General features: G+C 56.5%; 13 protein-coding genes. 12 read left to right on the forward strand and 1 reads right to left on the reverse strand.

All coding sequences use genetic code 11. From position 1 onward, the window contains the following. The first annotated feature begins 7 nt into the window (after nt 1-7). From paaG to WFM49_RS02610, 8 genes are all read left to right on the forward strand, one after another. On the forward strand, nt 8-799 hold the full coding sequence (gene paaG / locus WFM49_RS02575) for a 2-(1,2-epoxy-1,2-dihydrophenyl)acetyl-CoA isomerase PaaG (protein WP_009455980.1): 792 nt from the start codon (nt 8-10) through the stop codon (nt 797-799). Further along, nucleotides 799-1,260 carry a hydroxyphenylacetyl-CoA thioesterase PaaI gene (gene paaI / locus WFM49_RS02580; RefSeq protein ID WP_009455979.1) on the forward strand — a complete coding sequence of 154 codons (462 nt, stop codon included), beginning with the start codon at nt 799-801 and terminating at the stop codon, nt 1,258-1,260. The genes paaG and paaI overlap by 1 nt, the downstream gene beginning before the upstream one ends. A 74-nt stretch (nt 1,261-1,334) precedes the next feature. After that, nucleotides 1,335-2,648: a phenylacetate--CoA ligase PaaK gene (gene paaK / locus WFM49_RS02585; protein WP_009455971.1), complete on the forward strand. Its 1,314-nt coding sequence runs from the start codon at nt 1,335-1,337 to the stop codon at nt 2,646-2,648. A gap of 131 nt (nt 2,649-2,779) precedes the next feature. Then, the gene (gene acpS, locus WFM49_RS02590) at nt 2,780-3,238 is read left to right on the forward strand and encodes a holo-ACP synthase (protein ID WP_060185274.1); all 459 of its coding nucleotides are present in this window, start codon (nt 2,780-2,782) and stop codon (nt 3,236-3,238) included. Beyond that, nucleotides 3,235-4,290 (forward strand): beta-N-acetylhexosaminidase, encoded by a 1,056-nt coding sequence (gene nagZ / locus WFM49_RS02595; RefSeq protein WP_009455966.1) that lies wholly within the window; start codon nt 3,235-3,237, stop codon nt 4,288-4,290. Before acpS ends, nagZ begins: the two co-directional genes overlap by 4 nt. Beyond that, entirely contained in the window at nt 4,253-6,076 is a 1,824-nt protein-coding gene (gene uvrC, locus WFM49_RS02600) for an excinuclease ABC subunit UvrC (protein ID WP_250757239.1), read from the forward strand. The genes nagZ and uvrC overlap by 38 nt, the downstream gene beginning before the upstream one ends. Nucleotides 6,077-6,115: 39 nt before the next feature. Continuing rightward, nucleotides 6,116-6,688, forward strand: a complete 573-nt coding sequence (gene pgsA, locus WFM49_RS02605; protein ID WP_009455960.1) for a CDP-diacylglycerol--glycerol-3-phosphate 3-phosphatidyltransferase — start codon at nt 6,116-6,118, stop codon at nt 6,686-6,688. A gap of 5 nt (nt 6,689-6,693) precedes the next feature. Further along, nucleotides 6,694-7,944 carry an MFS transporter gene (locus WFM49_RS02610; RefSeq protein ID WP_031231865.1) on the forward strand — a complete coding sequence of 417 codons (1,251 nt, stop codon included), beginning with the start codon at nt 6,694-6,696 and terminating at the stop codon, nt 7,942-7,944. Between the two features lie 180 nt (nt 7,945-8,124). On the opposite strand, the gene queF is transcribed toward WFM49_RS02610, so the two are convergent. Beyond that, nucleotides 8,125-8,952, reverse strand: a complete 828-nt coding sequence (queF, locus tag WFM49_RS02615) for an NADPH-dependent 7-cyano-7-deazaguanine reductase QueF (RefSeq protein WP_250755863.1) — start codon at nt 8,950-8,952, stop codon at nt 8,125-8,127. Nucleotides 8,953-9,260: 308 nt separating this feature from the next. On the opposite strand from queF, the gene aceA reads away from it, so the two are divergent. The 4 genes from aceA (at nt 9,261) to ccoN (ending at nt 13,983) form a co-directional block, all read left to right on the forward strand. Further along, nucleotides 9,261-10,568, forward strand: coding sequence for an isocitrate lyase (gene aceA, locus WFM49_RS02620; protein WP_009455950.1), 1,308 nt, complete (start codon nt 9,261-9,263; stop codon nt 10,566-10,568). A 585-nt stretch (nt 10,569-11,153) separates the two neighbouring features. After that, on the forward strand, nt 11,154-12,122 hold the full coding sequence (locus tag WFM49_RS02625; protein WP_324575826.1) for a hypothetical protein: 969 nt from the start codon (nt 11,154-11,156) through the stop codon (nt 12,120-12,122). A 1-nt stretch (nt 12,123) separates the two neighbouring features. Next, the gene (gene ccoS, locus WFM49_RS02630) at nt 12,124-12,309 is read left to right on the forward strand and encodes a cbb3-type cytochrome oxidase assembly protein CcoS (protein WP_009455947.1); all 186 of its coding nucleotides are present in this window, start codon (nt 12,124-12,126) and stop codon (nt 12,307-12,309) included. Nucleotides 12,310-12,495: 186 nt separating this feature from the next. Continuing rightward, complete coding sequence (ccoN, locus tag WFM49_RS02635; protein ID WP_336971512.1) at nt 12,496-13,983, forward strand: cytochrome-c oxidase, cbb3-type subunit I; 1,488 nt, start codon at nt 12,496-12,498, stop codon at nt 13,981-13,983. Nucleotides 13,984-13,990: the final 7 nt, after the last annotated feature.

Genomic DNA, 13,990 nt, shown 5'->3' on the forward strand with positions numbered 1-13,990 from the left:
TGGCCAGGTGACTGACCAAAGTATTCAATTTCAGCTGGAAAATGGCGTAGCACGCATTACCTTGAATCGTCCCGACAAGCTCAACAGCTTCACGGCCGATATGCACGGCGAGCTGGCTCAGGCTCTGGATAAAGTAGAACAGTGCGCGGATCTGCGTGTGCTGATTCTGACCGGTAATGGCCGTGGCTTTTGCGCCGGCCAGGACCTGTCCGAGCGTCAGATGAGCGCGGGCGATGCCCCCGTGGATCTGGGTGCCACCATTGAAAAATTCTACGCACCGCTGGTGCGCCGTCTGCGTGCGCTGGCGGCCCCTGTGGTGGTGGGTGTCAATGGTGTGGCCGCCGGTGCTGGCGCGAACCTGGCTCTGGCCGGCGACATCGTGATCGCCACTCGTTCGGCCAGCTTCATCCAGCCATTCTGCCGCCTGGGCTTGCTGCCTGACACTGGCGGTACCTTCTTCCTGCCTCGTCTGGTGGGCACGGCACGCGCGATGGGCCTGTCTTTGCTGGGTGACAAGCTCTCGGCCGAGCAGGCAGCGCAGTGGGGCCTGATCTGGGAATGCGTGGACGATGACGCTTTCCAGGCTCGCCTGAACGAACTGGCTGCCCATTTTGCGCAGGCACCGACCAAAGGTCTGGCTTACGCCAAGAAAGCGATTTATGCCAGTGATGCCCATTCGCTTGATCAACAGTTGGATCTGGAGCGCGACTTGATGCGTGAACTGGGTGCATCCGAGGATTACCGCGAGGGTGTTAATGCATTCCTGGGCAAGCGTGCCCCCCAATTTAAAGGAAAGTAATGCAAAGCAACGCAATGGCTGTTGAAGACCCACAAGCACTGGCCGAGCAGGTCAGTGACCATATGTATGGCAATGACCAGGCATCTCAGGCTTTGGGCCTGAGCCTGGATAGCGTGGCACCGGGCAAGGCCGACATGAGCATGACGGTGCGCGCCGACATGCTCAACGGGCACAAGACCTGTCACGGTGGTTTCATTTTTGCGTTGGCTGACAGCACCTTTGCGTTTGCCTGCAATTCTCGCAATGCACCGACTGTTGCGTCCGGCTGCACTATCGATTACCTGGCTCCTGCCTTTGAAGGGGACGTCCTGACCGCTCGTGCGGTCGAGGCCTCCCTGGCCGGTCGCACCGGGGTGTATGACATCGAGGTGGTCAACCAGAACAACAAGCGCGTTGCCTTGTTCCGTGGGCGCTCGTACCGGCTGAATGGCACGGTACTGGGCGGGATTGAAAAAAAATAATTTTTTGACGATACATACCCTGTAGACCCGGGGGGGTCGGAAGTACCACACCAGCGGCAGGGCAGGAGTACACCATGACAGCAATTAAAGAACAGGTTGGCCGCGATGCCATTGAGCATGCAAGTGTTGACGAAATCCGCAACTTGCAGCTGGAGCGTCTGAAATGGACGCTAAAGCATGCTTACGAGAATGTGCCGCACTATCGGCAGAAATTTGACGAAGCGGGCGTGCACCCCGACGATTTGAAGCAGTTGTCGGACATTTCCAAGTTCCCTTTCACGACCAAGCAGGACCTGCGTGACAACTACCCCTTCAAGATGTTTGCGGTTCCCCGTGAACAGGTAGCACGCGTGCATGCTTCCAGTGGCACCACGGGCAAGCCAACCGTGGTGGGCTATACCGCCAATGACATCTCCACCTGGGCCGATCTGTTTGCCCGTTCCATGTGGGCGGCCGGTGCCCGCCCCGGTGATATTGCCCACGTGGCTTACGGCTACGGCCTGTTCACTGGCGGTCTGGGTGCGCACTACGGTGCCGAGCGCCTGGGTTGTACCGTGGTTCCCATGTCCGGTGGCCAGACTGAAAAACAAGTTCAGCTGATTCAGGATTTCCGTCCCGACGTGATTCTGGTTACCCCTTCGTACTTCTGCAATATCGTCGAAGAGATCGAGCGCCAGGGCATGGACCCCCGCGATACCTCCTTGCGTATCGGTATTTTTGGTGCCGAGCCCTGGACCGGCCAGATGCGTCTGGATATTGAGCAGCGCGCTGGCATCGACGCCGTGGACATCTACGGTCTGTCCGAAGTGATGGGCCCGGGCGTGGCCATGGAGTGTGTGGAAAGCAAGGACGGCCCAGTGGTATGGGAAGACCATTTCTACCCCGAAATCATCAATCCTGAAACCGGCGAGCCTGTGGCTGAGGGTGAAAGTGGCGAACTGGTCTTTACCTCGCTGAGCAAGGAAGCCATGCCCGTCATTCGCTACCGCACTCGCGACCTGACACAACTGTTGCCGCCCACTTCGCGCAGCATGCGCCGTATTGGCAAGATTACGGGCCGCAGCGACGATATGGTCATTGTGCGTGGCGTGAACCTGTTCCCGACCCAGGTCGAAGAACTGGTTCTGAAGATGCCCGAGCTGGCCGCCCAGTATCAGTTGGTATTGAGCCGTAACGGCAATATGGACGAACTGGAAATTCTGGTTGAAGTGCGTCCCGAGTTCAATCACCTGAACGACGCCGAGCGTGAGCAAATGGCCCGCCGTCTGAGCCACTCCATCAAGACCTTTATCGGTGTCAGCGCACGAATTCGTGTGCAGTCCTCCGGCATGGTCGAGCGTACTGTGACGGGCAAAGCCAAACGTGTGATCGACAAGCGCGCGTTCTAAGTCTGGCGGATTGACGTCAAAAAAACGGCTCTGCTCTGGCAGGGCCGTTTTTGTATTCCGCGCTCTCACGGTATCATTGCAAGCTGGTAGGCGGCTCAGGCCGCTTTTGCAGTATTTTTTCTGATGACATCATGCCCCCAATACCGTCCGGTTTGATTGCCGGCATCGGCACCGACCTGATCCGTATCGAGCGGATCGAGCGCGCCTTGGCTCGTCATGGTGATCGCTTTGTAAAGCGCATTCTGGGCGAGCAGGAGCGAGAGGTCTATGCCCGCCGTCAGGCACGCGACCCGGTGCGCGGCCTGCGCTATCTGGCCACCCGTTTCGCAGCCAAGGAAGCTTTTTCCAAAGCGGTGGGGCTGGGCATGCGCATGCCTATGGCCTGGTCACGCATGCAAACCTTGAACGCGCCTGGTGGCCGCCCGGTAGTGCGCCTGTCTGCTGATTTGCAAGACTGGTTTGACGCCCGCTTCGGGGCCGTTCATATTTCCCTGACAGATGAATCCGATATGGCCATGGCCTTTGTGGTACTGGAAGCCAAAGCGCCTGCCATTCCTTCCTTATCCTTAGCTGAGTCTGATACTAAATGAGTTCTTCCTCGCAAGCAGTACTGCCTCCGGGCCCGGTCATGGTGGACGTGCAGGGCATGGTCCTGACGGATCAGGAGCGTGAGCGCCTGCGCCACCCTCTGGTCGGTGGCGTGATCCTGTTCAGCCGCAACTTTGAAAATCGTGCTCAGCTGACCGCCCTGTGCCAGTCCATTCACGAAGCGCGAGATGAGCCATTGCTGATCGCCGTGGACCATGAGGGGGGCCGGGTACAGCGTTTCCGCGAGGATGGCTTTACCACGCTGCCCGCCATGAGCCAGTTGGGTCAACTGTGGACGCGCGATGCGGTCAAGGCCGCTGCTGTTGCCGCCGATACGGGCTATGTGCTGGCGGCCGAGCTGCGCGCTTGCGGCGTGGACATGAGCTTTACGCCGGTACTGGATCTGGACTGGGGTGTCAGCAAGGTGATTGGTGATCGCTCTTTCCACCGTAATCCCCGTGCCGTCTCCATGTTGGCAGCCGGCTTGATCCGTGGTTTGAACAAGGCCGGTATGGCTGCCTGCGGCAAGCACTTTCCTGGCCATGGCGGTGTAGAGGCAGATTCGCATCACGAGATTCCCGTTGACGACCGTACGCTGGAAGAGATTCTGGACGAGGATGCCGCTCCTTATGGCTGGCTGGGCACCTTGCAGCTACCTTCGGTGATGCCGGCTCACGTGATTTATTCCAAAGTGGACCCGCTGCCAGCCGGCTTTTCGTCATACTGGATTCAGCGTGTGCTGCGCAAGGCCCTGGCTTATGACGGCGTGATTTTTTCCGACGACCTGACCATGGAAGGCGCCACTGTCGTGGGCGATATCCTGGCACGTGCTCAGGCCGCCTTGGGGGCCGGTTGCGACATGGTGCTGGTATGCAATCGTCCTGATCTGGCCGACGACTTGCTCTCGCGCCTGGATTTCACGATTTCCGAGGAATCGCAAAACCGCATTCGTCGTTTGATGCCGACGACGCCAGCCCTGGATTGGGACGCTTTGCAAGCGGATGAACACTATCAATATGCCCGCGGACTTCAATCTAAAATCCTATCTGTCTGATTTGCCGAATCTGCCGGGCGTGTACCGGCACATCGACGAACAGGGCGAGGTACTGTATGTGGGCAAGGCGCGTGATCTCAAGCGCCGTGTCAGCTCGTACTTCCAGAAAACGCTGAGCAGTCCCCGTATTGCCCATATGGTGGCGCGCGTCGCGCGCATCGAGGTAACCGTTACCCGCAGCGAGGCCGAGGCCTTGCTGCTGGAAAACAACCTTATCAAGCGCCTGCGGCCGCGCTACAACATTCTTTTCCGGGACGACAAGTCCTACCCCTACCTGATGATCAGCGCCCACCAGGCGCCGCGTATTGCCTATTACCGGGGCAGTACCAGCGGAAAAGGGCATTTTTTCGGCCCTTATCCCAACTCCTGGGCGGTGCGTGAAACCATTCAGATCCTGCAACGGGTGTTTCGTTTGCGGACCTGTGAAGACAGCGTGTACGCCAACCGCAGCCGTCCCTGTTTGCTGCATCAGATCGGGCGCTGTTCGGCCCCCTGTGTGAACTTGATCGCGCCCGAGCAGTATCAGCTGGATGTGCAGCGCGCCATCAGCTTTCTGGACGGGAATACCTCTGAAATTCTGGGCGAGCTGCAAGAGCGCATGATGCAGGCTTCGGACTCGCTGGATTTCGAGCAGGCAGCGATTTTGCGCGACCAGATGAAAGCCCTGTCCGCCGTACTGCAGCAGCAAAGCATGGAGCAGGTAGGCAAGGAAGACGTAGACATTATTGTGGTGCTGAACGCCGGTGGTAAGTTCTGTGTGAACCTGGCCATGGTGCGTGGCGGCCGTCACTTGGGTGACCGTGCTTTCTTCCCCACCCAAATCAACGATGACACCCCTAGCGATGTGCTGGCCGCGTTTATCGCCCAGCACTATCTGGAGCGCCGCATGCCGCCGGTTCTGGTCTGTTCGCACGCTTTGCCCGATGCAGACCTGATGCCATTGCTGGCTGAGCAAACCGGTGTGAAGGCGCGTGTGGTGGTGCGCCCCCAAGGGGTACGCAAGATCTGGCTGGAGCAGGCCACCAAGAATGCCGGCCTGGCCTTGGCCCGTGTGCTGAGCGAATCCACCGCTCGCGCTGACCGTACCCGAGCCCTGGCCGAAGCACTGCAACTGGACCTGGATGAGGCCCAGCTTGATACCCTGCACATCGAATGTTTCGATATCAGCCATACAGCAGGGGAGGCCACCCAAGCCTCCTGTGTGGTTTATAAACACCACGAGATGCAGAACTCGCTTTATCGCCGCTACAACATTGCAGGCATCACGCCCGGCGATGATTATGCGGCCATGCGCCAAGTGCTGAACCGACGTTTCTCGCGGGTTGCCGAAGGTTTGGCGCCTTTGCCCGACATTGTGTTGATCGACGGTGGCAAGGGGCAGGTGGAAATTGCCCGCCAGGTTTTTGTGGAACTGGGCCTGGATATTCACGTCCTGGTCGGCGTTGCCAAGGGTGAAAAGCGTAAAGTAGGTCTGGAAACCCTGGTATTTGCCGATGATCGCCCGCCTGTGGCTTTGGGTGTGGAGTCGGCGGCACTGATGCTGGTCGCTCAGGTGCGTGACGAAGCGCACCGTTTTGCCATTACGGGCATGCGTGCCCAACGTGCCAAAACGCGCAATGTGTCACGCCTGGAAGATATTGACGGGATTGGCGCCAAACGGCGTCAGCGTCTGCTGGCTCGCTTTGGTGGTTTTAGTGGCGTTGCGGACGCAAGTATTGATGAGCTTAGTGCGGTTGATGGAATATCCACTGAACTGGCCGAACGCATTTATCATGCTTTACGATAGGCGAGAGCCTTTGTTTTAAATTAGGTTGGTATCCAAGCTATGCCTTTTAATCTGCCCATAGCCCTGACGTGGCTTCGCATCGTTCTGATCCCCTTGATCGTCGCCCTGTTTTATCTGCCAGCGAATTGGCTGAGCATGGAAACACGCGATCTGTGGGCCGCTTCGGTGTTTATCGTGGCCGCCGCAACGGACTGGTTTGACGGCTGGCTGGCTCGCCGCTGGAACCAGACGTCCTCATTCGGGGCCTTCCTGGACCCGGTTGCGGACAAACTCATGGTCAGTGCCGCTTTGCTGGTCTTGCTGGATCTGGGCCGTGTGGACGCCTTTATCGCCCTGATTATTATTGGCCGCGAAATCACCATTTCGGCATTGCGGGAATGGATGGCCAAGATTGGTGCCAGTGGTAGTGTGGCTGTTCACCGCTTGGGTAAATTCAAGACTGCGGCGCAAATGGTTGCCATTCCTTGTCTGCTGTACTGGTCGCCTGTCATGGGCCTGCCGACACGGATCATTGGGCAAGCCCTGATTATTGTCGCTGCAGTCCTGACGGTCTGGTCCATGTGCTATTACTTGCAGAAGGCCTGGCCGGAAATCAAGAAAAAGCAGCTTTAAGTTAAATGGCTAATTCATCAACAACGACGCTGGATGGGGCGGGGCCTGACGGTTCACAGGACTGGCGGGTTATTGGCGTTATTGGTATCGCCCACGCCAGTTCGCACTTCTTTCAGCTGATTCTGCCCACACTGTATATTTCCCTGGGCCAAGAGTTCGGTTACGACTTCCTGACCTTGGGTGGTCTGGTGACCACCTTTTATCTGGTGTCCTGTTTTGGGCAGGCCTCTTCCGGTTTTCTGGTTGACCGCATCGGCGCCTTGCCGGTCCTGAAAGTGGGTCTGTCCTGTTTTGTGGTGGCGGCCTTGCTGATCGGGACGGCCAATGGCTATGGAATGCTGTTGGCGGCTGCCTTGATCGGTGGCGTGGGCAATGCCGTGTTCCACCCGGTGGATTACTCCATCCTGAATCATCGTGTCAGCCCGGCTCGTTTGGGCCACGCTTTTAGCGCACACGGTTTGACTGGGAATCTGGGCTGGGCCCTGACGCCGGTCTTTATCACCACGCTGACTATTTACTTTAACTGGCGTGTTGCCGTGCTGTCGGCGGCAGCCCTGATTGCGGCTATTCTGGTGCTAGTCCTGATCAACCGGGATGCCTTGGCGGGACGTACAGCCTCGGGAACAGCGCCTGCACGTCCACAGAGCAAAGAATCGGTTTGGACGACGCTATCTACTTTGCTGTCCCGTCCTTCCCTGTGGGGTGCCTTCCTGTTCTTTGCCTTTGCTACGGCAGCGATGGCCGTGGTGCAGAACTACACCATTCCTATGCTGCATAACACCTATGGCATTGATAAGGTGACGGCGGGTACGGCTTTGTCCGGTTTCATGCTGGCCTCGGCAGCGGGCATGTTTGTGGGTGGCTTTATTGCTTCCACGACACCACGTTCTGAATTGATTGTGTTTGTGTCCCTTTGCGTATCGGGCGCTTTGTTGCTGGTACTGGGGGCAGGTTGGGTCATGCCTTCGCTGGCCTTGTTCGTGGTGGGCGCGGCTGGCTTTTGCTCGGGTATTGCCTCGCCATCGCGGGACATGCTGATACGTCGTGTCACTCCCAAAGGGTCTACCGGCGCAGTGTATGGTCTGGTGTACTCGGGCATGGACGTAGGTTCTTCCCTGGCACCAGTGGGCTTTGGTTTGCTGCTGGACGTGGGTTTGACCCAGGCTCCCTGGTACGGCGCAGCCATCGGGTATTGGACTGCGGCTGGCCTGGCGGTGTATGTGGCTTCTACCGTAAGCCGTGCGGCCAAATCCTGATTGGCTTGAAGCTATTCATGGCTACTTGGAAAGCCCTAAAAGAGAACCCCAAAAACCTGTCAAGTTTTTGGGGTTTTTTCTTGCCCTGGCTGCGTCTTGCTGCGGAGCTTGGCACCTTGAATCCAGAAAGGCGTATTGGCCCTCCTGGTTCAAACATCTCTAGCTGGCTTTATATAGAGATCACTGACGCGCCAGGCGAGGTTCGTCCACGCTATCCGCGTGGCTGCTGCGCCAGGGATTGATGTCCAGGCCACCGCGGCGGGTATAACGCGCGTACACCAGCAAACGCTCGGGCTGGCAGCTTTGCTGGATATCGCTGTAGAGGCGTTCTACACAATGTTCGTGGAACTCGGTATGCCGGCGCAGTGAGACGATATAGCGCAACAAGGAAGCCGGATCAATCTGCGGGCCGGTATAGCGTACTTGCACACTACCCCAGTCGGGCTGGCCGGTAACGGGGCAATTGGACTTGAGCAAATCAGAAACCAGGGATTCGGTCACGATGGGGGCATCTGGCAGGCATTGCAGCAAGCCGCTTTGTGGCGTGTAGTCCTGAATGCTGATGTCCAGCTCATCAATGCAATGGCCTTCGAGCTGACGGATAGGCTGGCCGTTCAAGGCCTTGAGCGGAATCAGCGTCACATTGACAGCGGCACCGGCAACCGCGCTCAAGTCTTGCTCCATGCGCTGCACAAGGCTGGCCACATCTTCCACCACTTCATCATTGAACGAGTTCAGATAAAGCTTGAAGGATTTGGACTCGATGATGCGTGGGCTATTCCAGGGAATAACAAAGCGCGCCAGTGCGACGACAGGCTTGCCTTTGGGATTGAGCCAGGAGATCTCGTAACCGTTCCAGATATCGGCGCCATGCCATTGCTCGGGAAGCTGAAGCGCCTGGCGGTTCAGGGAGCGCTCAATACCAAACAGGACACTGGGGTCGTACTGTGTGGGATAAACCACATCGTGCCCAAGAGGCGAGTCTTTAAGAGGGGAGTTGTTGCTCATTGACGGGTGCTGCAGAAATAAAACGGGAAACCGGTGCAGCGAGCAGGCGCTCACCGGGCGGTATAAAGGCGATTATCCCACATTGTGAAATCCTTGTCTCAGTATGCAAAAAACGGCTTGCGCGCCGCACGGTTTTTCATTTCACAAACAGGTAAGTCATTTCATATCTCGAAATTAATTATATATCTATATGATTTTTAAAAGAAAAATATTTACTCTTATATAAGATAGAAAACATGGATGCGGTGCAGCATTTGGGTAGACTGTAGTCATCTTGTTCACTGTTAAATCCATCTTAGGAGTTCACCATGAATGCTCGAGAAACTGAGATCCGCAATTTGCAAAAACGCTGGGCAGAAGACCCACGCTGGCAAGGTATCAAGCGTGGTTACACCGCTGAGGAAGTGATTCGTTTGCGTGGTTCTCTGGTTGAGGAGCACACCCTGGCTCGCCGTGGTGCTGAGCGTCTGTGGCAGTCCATCAATCAGGAACCCTTTGTGAACGCACTGGGCGCCCTGACGGGTAACCAGGCCATGCAACAGGTCAAGGCCGGTTTGAAAGCGATTTACCTGTCGGGTTGGCAAGTGGCTGGCGACGCTAACAGCGCTGGCGAAATGTACCCTGACCAGTCGCTGTACCCCGTCAACTCGGTGCCATCCGTGGTGCGTCGAATCAACAACTCCCTGGCCCGCTGTGATCAGATCCAGTGGATGGAAGGGGTGAACCCGGGTGACGAAGGCTACGTGGATTACTTCGCTCCTATCGTGGCCGACGCGGAAGCCGGTTTCGGTGGCGTGCTGAACGCATTTGAATTGATGAAGGCCATGATTGTGGCTGGCGCTGCTGGCGTTCACTTCGAGGACCAGCTGGCTTCGGCCAAGAAGTGTGGTCACTTGGGTGGCAAAGTGCTGGTGCCAACTCGTGAGGCCATCTCCAAGCTGGTGGCTGCTCGTCTGGCTGCTGACGTTCTGGACGTTCCCACCATTCTGGTTGCCCGTACGGATGCGGATGCAGCGGACCTGATCACCAGCGATGTGGACGAGTACGATCGCCCCTTCATTCTGGATGAGCGTACGGTGGAAGGCTTCTACCGCACCCGTGCCGGTCTGGATCAAGCCATTGCCCGTGGTCTGGCCTACGCTCCTTATGCCGATCTGGTCTGGTGCGAAACCTCCACACCGGATCTGGAGTACGCCCGCCGCTTCGCGGAAGCCATCCACCGTCAGTTCCCTGGCAAGCTGCTGTCCTACAACTGCTCGCCATCGTTCAACTGGAAGAAGAACCTGGACGACGCCACGATTGCCAAGTTCCAGCGCGAGCTGGGTGCCATGGGCTACAAGTTCCAGTTCATCACTCTGGCTGGTTTCCACGCACTGAACTACGGCATGTTCGAGCTGGCCCATGGCTACGCCCGCAACCAGATGAGCGCCTTCGTTCAACTGCAGGAAAAAGAGTTCGCCGCTGCACCCCTGGGCTTTACCGCTGTGAAACACCAGCGCGAAGTGGGTACAGGCTACTTTGATGCTGTCACTCAGACAGTTGAAGCCGGTAAGTCCTCGACGACCGCACTGGCCGGCTCCACAGAAGCCGAGCAGTTTGCGCCCTCCGAGGCATAAGCAGGACAGGGAAGGGTAGATAGCCCCTTCTCTGGTTGCAGGCAGCCCACCGTACGCTCCAGTCGGTGGGCTGCTTTTTTATTGGCACACTTTTTTGCTTAAAAGCTACATATTTCAAATATCAAATTTGAAGGCTTGATATTTGGTGGAAGCTGTTTTGAACAGAGTTTGAAAGTATGGAAAGAGGGAGCGGAAACAAGCCCGGAAAGGCTTGCAAAGCGGGTGGTCAGACCTGCCTGTTCTTCAATTCAAGGTGCATGTTTGCGTGGATTGATTTGCATTCACAGAGCTACATTATTTCGTCATGAAAAGTCTTGATAATCAAGGCATTCTCATAGGGAAAAGGCGTGGTAGACTTTGGCCGCGCAAGAGACGCACAAGCAGTGCGAAATCCTTGTCCTGTGTTGCGGATGGGAATAAAAAAAAGGCTGCCAATAAGCAGCCTTGAAAGCATTGAACAGTTAGCGCCGCGTTGGGGGGGTAACGGCCTGAACAAGATGCATAAGGACAACGATATAGGATCGAAGCAAAGTCGTATTGATTTAAATCAAGAATGAAGAAATATCAGTGGCTTATAGTCCTTCCATGCGCGCATATTCGATTTTTTCTCTTCCAAAGCCCCTCACCGATGAGCAGCGGTCGCGTCGGCGACACACATTAGCCCGTTTGGGCCTGTCCTGGCTGGCTGCCATGCAGGTGATGATGTTTGCTTTCCCTGGCTATATGCGCTCTTTCAGCACTCGCGCTGAAGACATTGAATCTCTCTCGCAAGTCATTGTGCTCATGAACTGGGCGGGCCTGTGCTTGACCATGCCTGTCGTGCTGTACTGTGCCTGGCCCATTCTAAAAGGGGCTGTCAAAAGCTTGTCCGAAGGTCGTGTAGGCATGGATGTGCCGGTGGCCTTGGGTATTGTGGGTGCCTTCCTGCCTAGCGTGTACAACACCTGGATCCAGCAGGGTGAGGTGTACTACGACTCGGTCACGATGTTCGTGGCCTTTTTGCTGACTGCCCGTTATCTGGAGCTTTGCGCGCGCCAGTCGGTGACGCAGTCCGCATCCCATGACCTGATCGAACGCTTTCGCCAGTCTGTGACAGGTCATGCCAATACTCTGGCATTCTGGTTTGTCAGCATTCAGCTGGTATTGGCCGCCGCCTTTGGTCTGGTCTGGTACTGGATGGACCCTTCGCATGTCGTTCCCGTTGTGGTTGCCATGCTGGTCATGAGCTGTCCCTGTGCCATGTCCATGTCGGTGCCTTCGGCCGTCGCTTCGGCGCATGCCGGTTTGCTGGCCCGACCTGCCAAGAATGAATTTGAAGTTGTACAACTGACCCAGCAAACCGGCCGCATCGCCCGTCAAAACCTGTACGGTTCGATTGTCTGGCACTTGCTCATGACTCCTTTGGCGGCCTTGGGCATTGTGGCTCCCTGGCTGGCCGCCGTCAGCATGCTGGTGTCCTCTTTGGCCGTGGCGGCCAACTCCTGGCGCATCTATCGCAGCCGCACCCGCGAGGTGCCGGCTCAGTGGACCGGTCCAGCAGCAAGGCAGGGCTGATATGTTTGGCTCTTTGCTGGTCCTGATCCCCATCTCCATTTTCCTGGTCATTGTTATCGGTGTCTCTTTCTGGTGGGCCATTTTTGCTGGCCAGTTTGAAGATACGGGCAATGCGGCTGATTCCATCTTGCTGGACGACGACTCCACAGCGGGTTTGTCGGGAGCAGAGCGTCCACCCGATTCCTGATACCTTCCAATTTTTTTGTTTTTTAGCCCTGCAAATGGTCGGCGACACACAGTCTGCGGGGCGGAAACACGCGCGAGCGCGTGCTTTCCGAAGTTTTTTGATAAGCATCAAGTAGCAGATTACCGACTTGCTGGATGATGTAGCTTGTTGTCGCTTGTATTAACAATGTTTGTTTAGGGGAAGCAAATGGGCACTTCCGATGCAGTCGGAAATAACGCCGAAGTCTTCAATTACGGGATTGTGAGGCAGTTCACCATCATGACCGTATTTTGGGGCGTCATCGGCATGGCAATAGGCCTTTTTATTGCCTTGCAGTTGATTTGGCCAGAACTCAATTTCGACACACCGTGGCTTAGTTTTGGACGTCTGCGTCCACTGCATACGAACGCTGTGATTTTTGCCTTTGGTGGCACCGGCTTGTTCGCGACATCCTACTATGTCGTGCAGCGTACCTGTCAGGCCCGTTTGTTCTGCGACAAGCTGGCAGCCTTCACCTTCTGGGGTTGGCAAGCCGTGCTGGTGGCCGCGGTCATTACCCTGCCTATGGGTTACACCAGCTCCAAAGAGTACGCCGAACTGGAATGGCCGATTGACATCCTGATCACGCTGGTCTGGGTGGCTTACGCCATTGTGTTCTTTGGCACGATCGTCAAGCGCCGTGTGCGTCACATTTATGTGGCCAACTGGTTCTTTGGCTCCTACATCGTTACCATCGCTGTACTGCACATTTTCAATAACCTGGAACTGCCAGTCAGCTTCATGAAGTCCTACTCGGCCTACGCCGGTGTGCAGGACGCCATGGTGCAGTGGTGGTACGGCCATAACGCCGTGGGCTTTTTCCTGACCACGTCCTTCCTGGGCATGATGTACTACTTCATCCCCAAACAGGCCAACCGCCCCATCTACTCCTACCGTTTGTCCATCGTTCACTTCTGGGCTCTGGGCTTTACGTACATGTGGGCAGGTCCTCACCACTTGCTGTACACCTCCTTGCCAGACTGGACTCAGTCCCTGGGCATGACTTTCTCCCTGATTCTGCTGGCTCCCTCCTGGGGCGGCATGATCAACGGCATCATGACTTTGTCGGGTGCCTGGCACAAGCTGCGTACTGACGCGATCCTGAAGTTCATGGTTGTGGCTCTGTCCTTCTACGGTATGTCCACCTTTGAAGGCTCCATGATGGCTATCCGTACGGTGAACGCGCTGTCGCACTACACCGACTGGACCATTGGTCACGTGCATTCCGGCGCGTTGGGCTGGGTTGCCATGATTACCTTCGGTTCTCTGTACTACCTGATTCCCCGTCTGTACGGCCGTACTGAAATGGCTCGTCCTCGTCTGATCGACCTGCACTTCTGGCTGGCTACCCTGGGTGTGGTGCTGTATATCGCCGCGATGTGGATTGCCGGTGTGATGCAAGGTTTGATGTGGCGTGCTACCGGTGTTGATGGCACCTTGACGTACAGCTTTGTGGAAGTCGTGAAAGCTACTTACCCCTTTTACGCAATCCGTGCTTTGGGCGGCGCCTTCTTTGTGGCCGGCATCTTGCTGATGTCCTGGAACGTGTTCCTGACCATCCGTGCAGGCGAGAAAGGCATCAACCCTGTTGTGCCCCTCAAGAACCCAGACGCCCGCGATCCAGCCCTGGTGGGTCCAACCCCTGTGCTGGCCTAAGGAGTAA

This window comes from Alcaligenes sp. PF14 (assembly GCF_037150615.1).
GTDB lineage: Bacteria > Pseudomonadota > Gammaproteobacteria > Burkholderiales > Burkholderiaceae_B > Alcaligenes > Alcaligenes phenolicus.

Coding starts and splice junctions, on each gene's coding strand:
- nagZ (WP_009455966.1), top strand. CDS start 3,235: ATGAGTTCTTCCTCGCAAGCAGTACTGCCTCCGGGCCCGGTCATGGTG.
- WFM49_RS02610 (WP_031231865.1), top strand. CDS start 6,694: ATGGCTAATTCATCAACAACGACGCTGGATGGGGCGGGGCCTGACGGT.
- queF (WP_250755863.1), bottom strand. CDS start 8,952: ATGAGCAACAACTCCCCTCTTAAAGACTCGCCTCTTGGGCACGATGTG.
- aceA (WP_009455950.1), top strand. CDS start 9,261: ATGAATGCTCGAGAAACTGAGATCCGCAATTTGCAAAAACGCTGGGCA.
- paaI (WP_009455979.1), top strand. CDS start 799: ATGCAAAGCAACGCAATGGCTGTTGAAGACCCACAAGCACTGGCCGAG.
- ccoS (WP_009455947.1), top strand. CDS start 12,124: ATGTTTGGCTCTTTGCTGGTCCTGATCCCCATCTCCATTTTCCTGGTC.
- WFM49_RS02625 (WP_324575826.1), top strand. CDS start 11,154: ATGCGCGCATATTCGATTTTTTCTCTTCCAAAGCCCCTCACCGATGAG.
- paaK (WP_009455971.1), top strand. CDS start 1,335: ATGACAGCAATTAAAGAACAGGTTGGCCGCGATGCCATTGAGCATGCA.
- acpS (WP_060185274.1), top strand. CDS start 2,780: ATGCCCCCAATACCGTCCGGTTTGATTGCCGGCATCGGCACCGACCTG.
- pgsA (WP_009455960.1), top strand. CDS start 6,116: ATGCCTTTTAATCTGCCCATAGCCCTGACGTGGCTTCGCATCGTTCTG.
- ccoN (WP_336971512.1), top strand. CDS start 12,496: ATGGGCACTTCCGATGCAGTCGGAAATAACGCCGAAGTCTTCAATTAC.
- uvrC (WP_250757239.1), top strand. CDS start 4,253: ATGCCCGCGGACTTCAATCTAAAATCCTATCTGTCTGATTTGCCGAAT.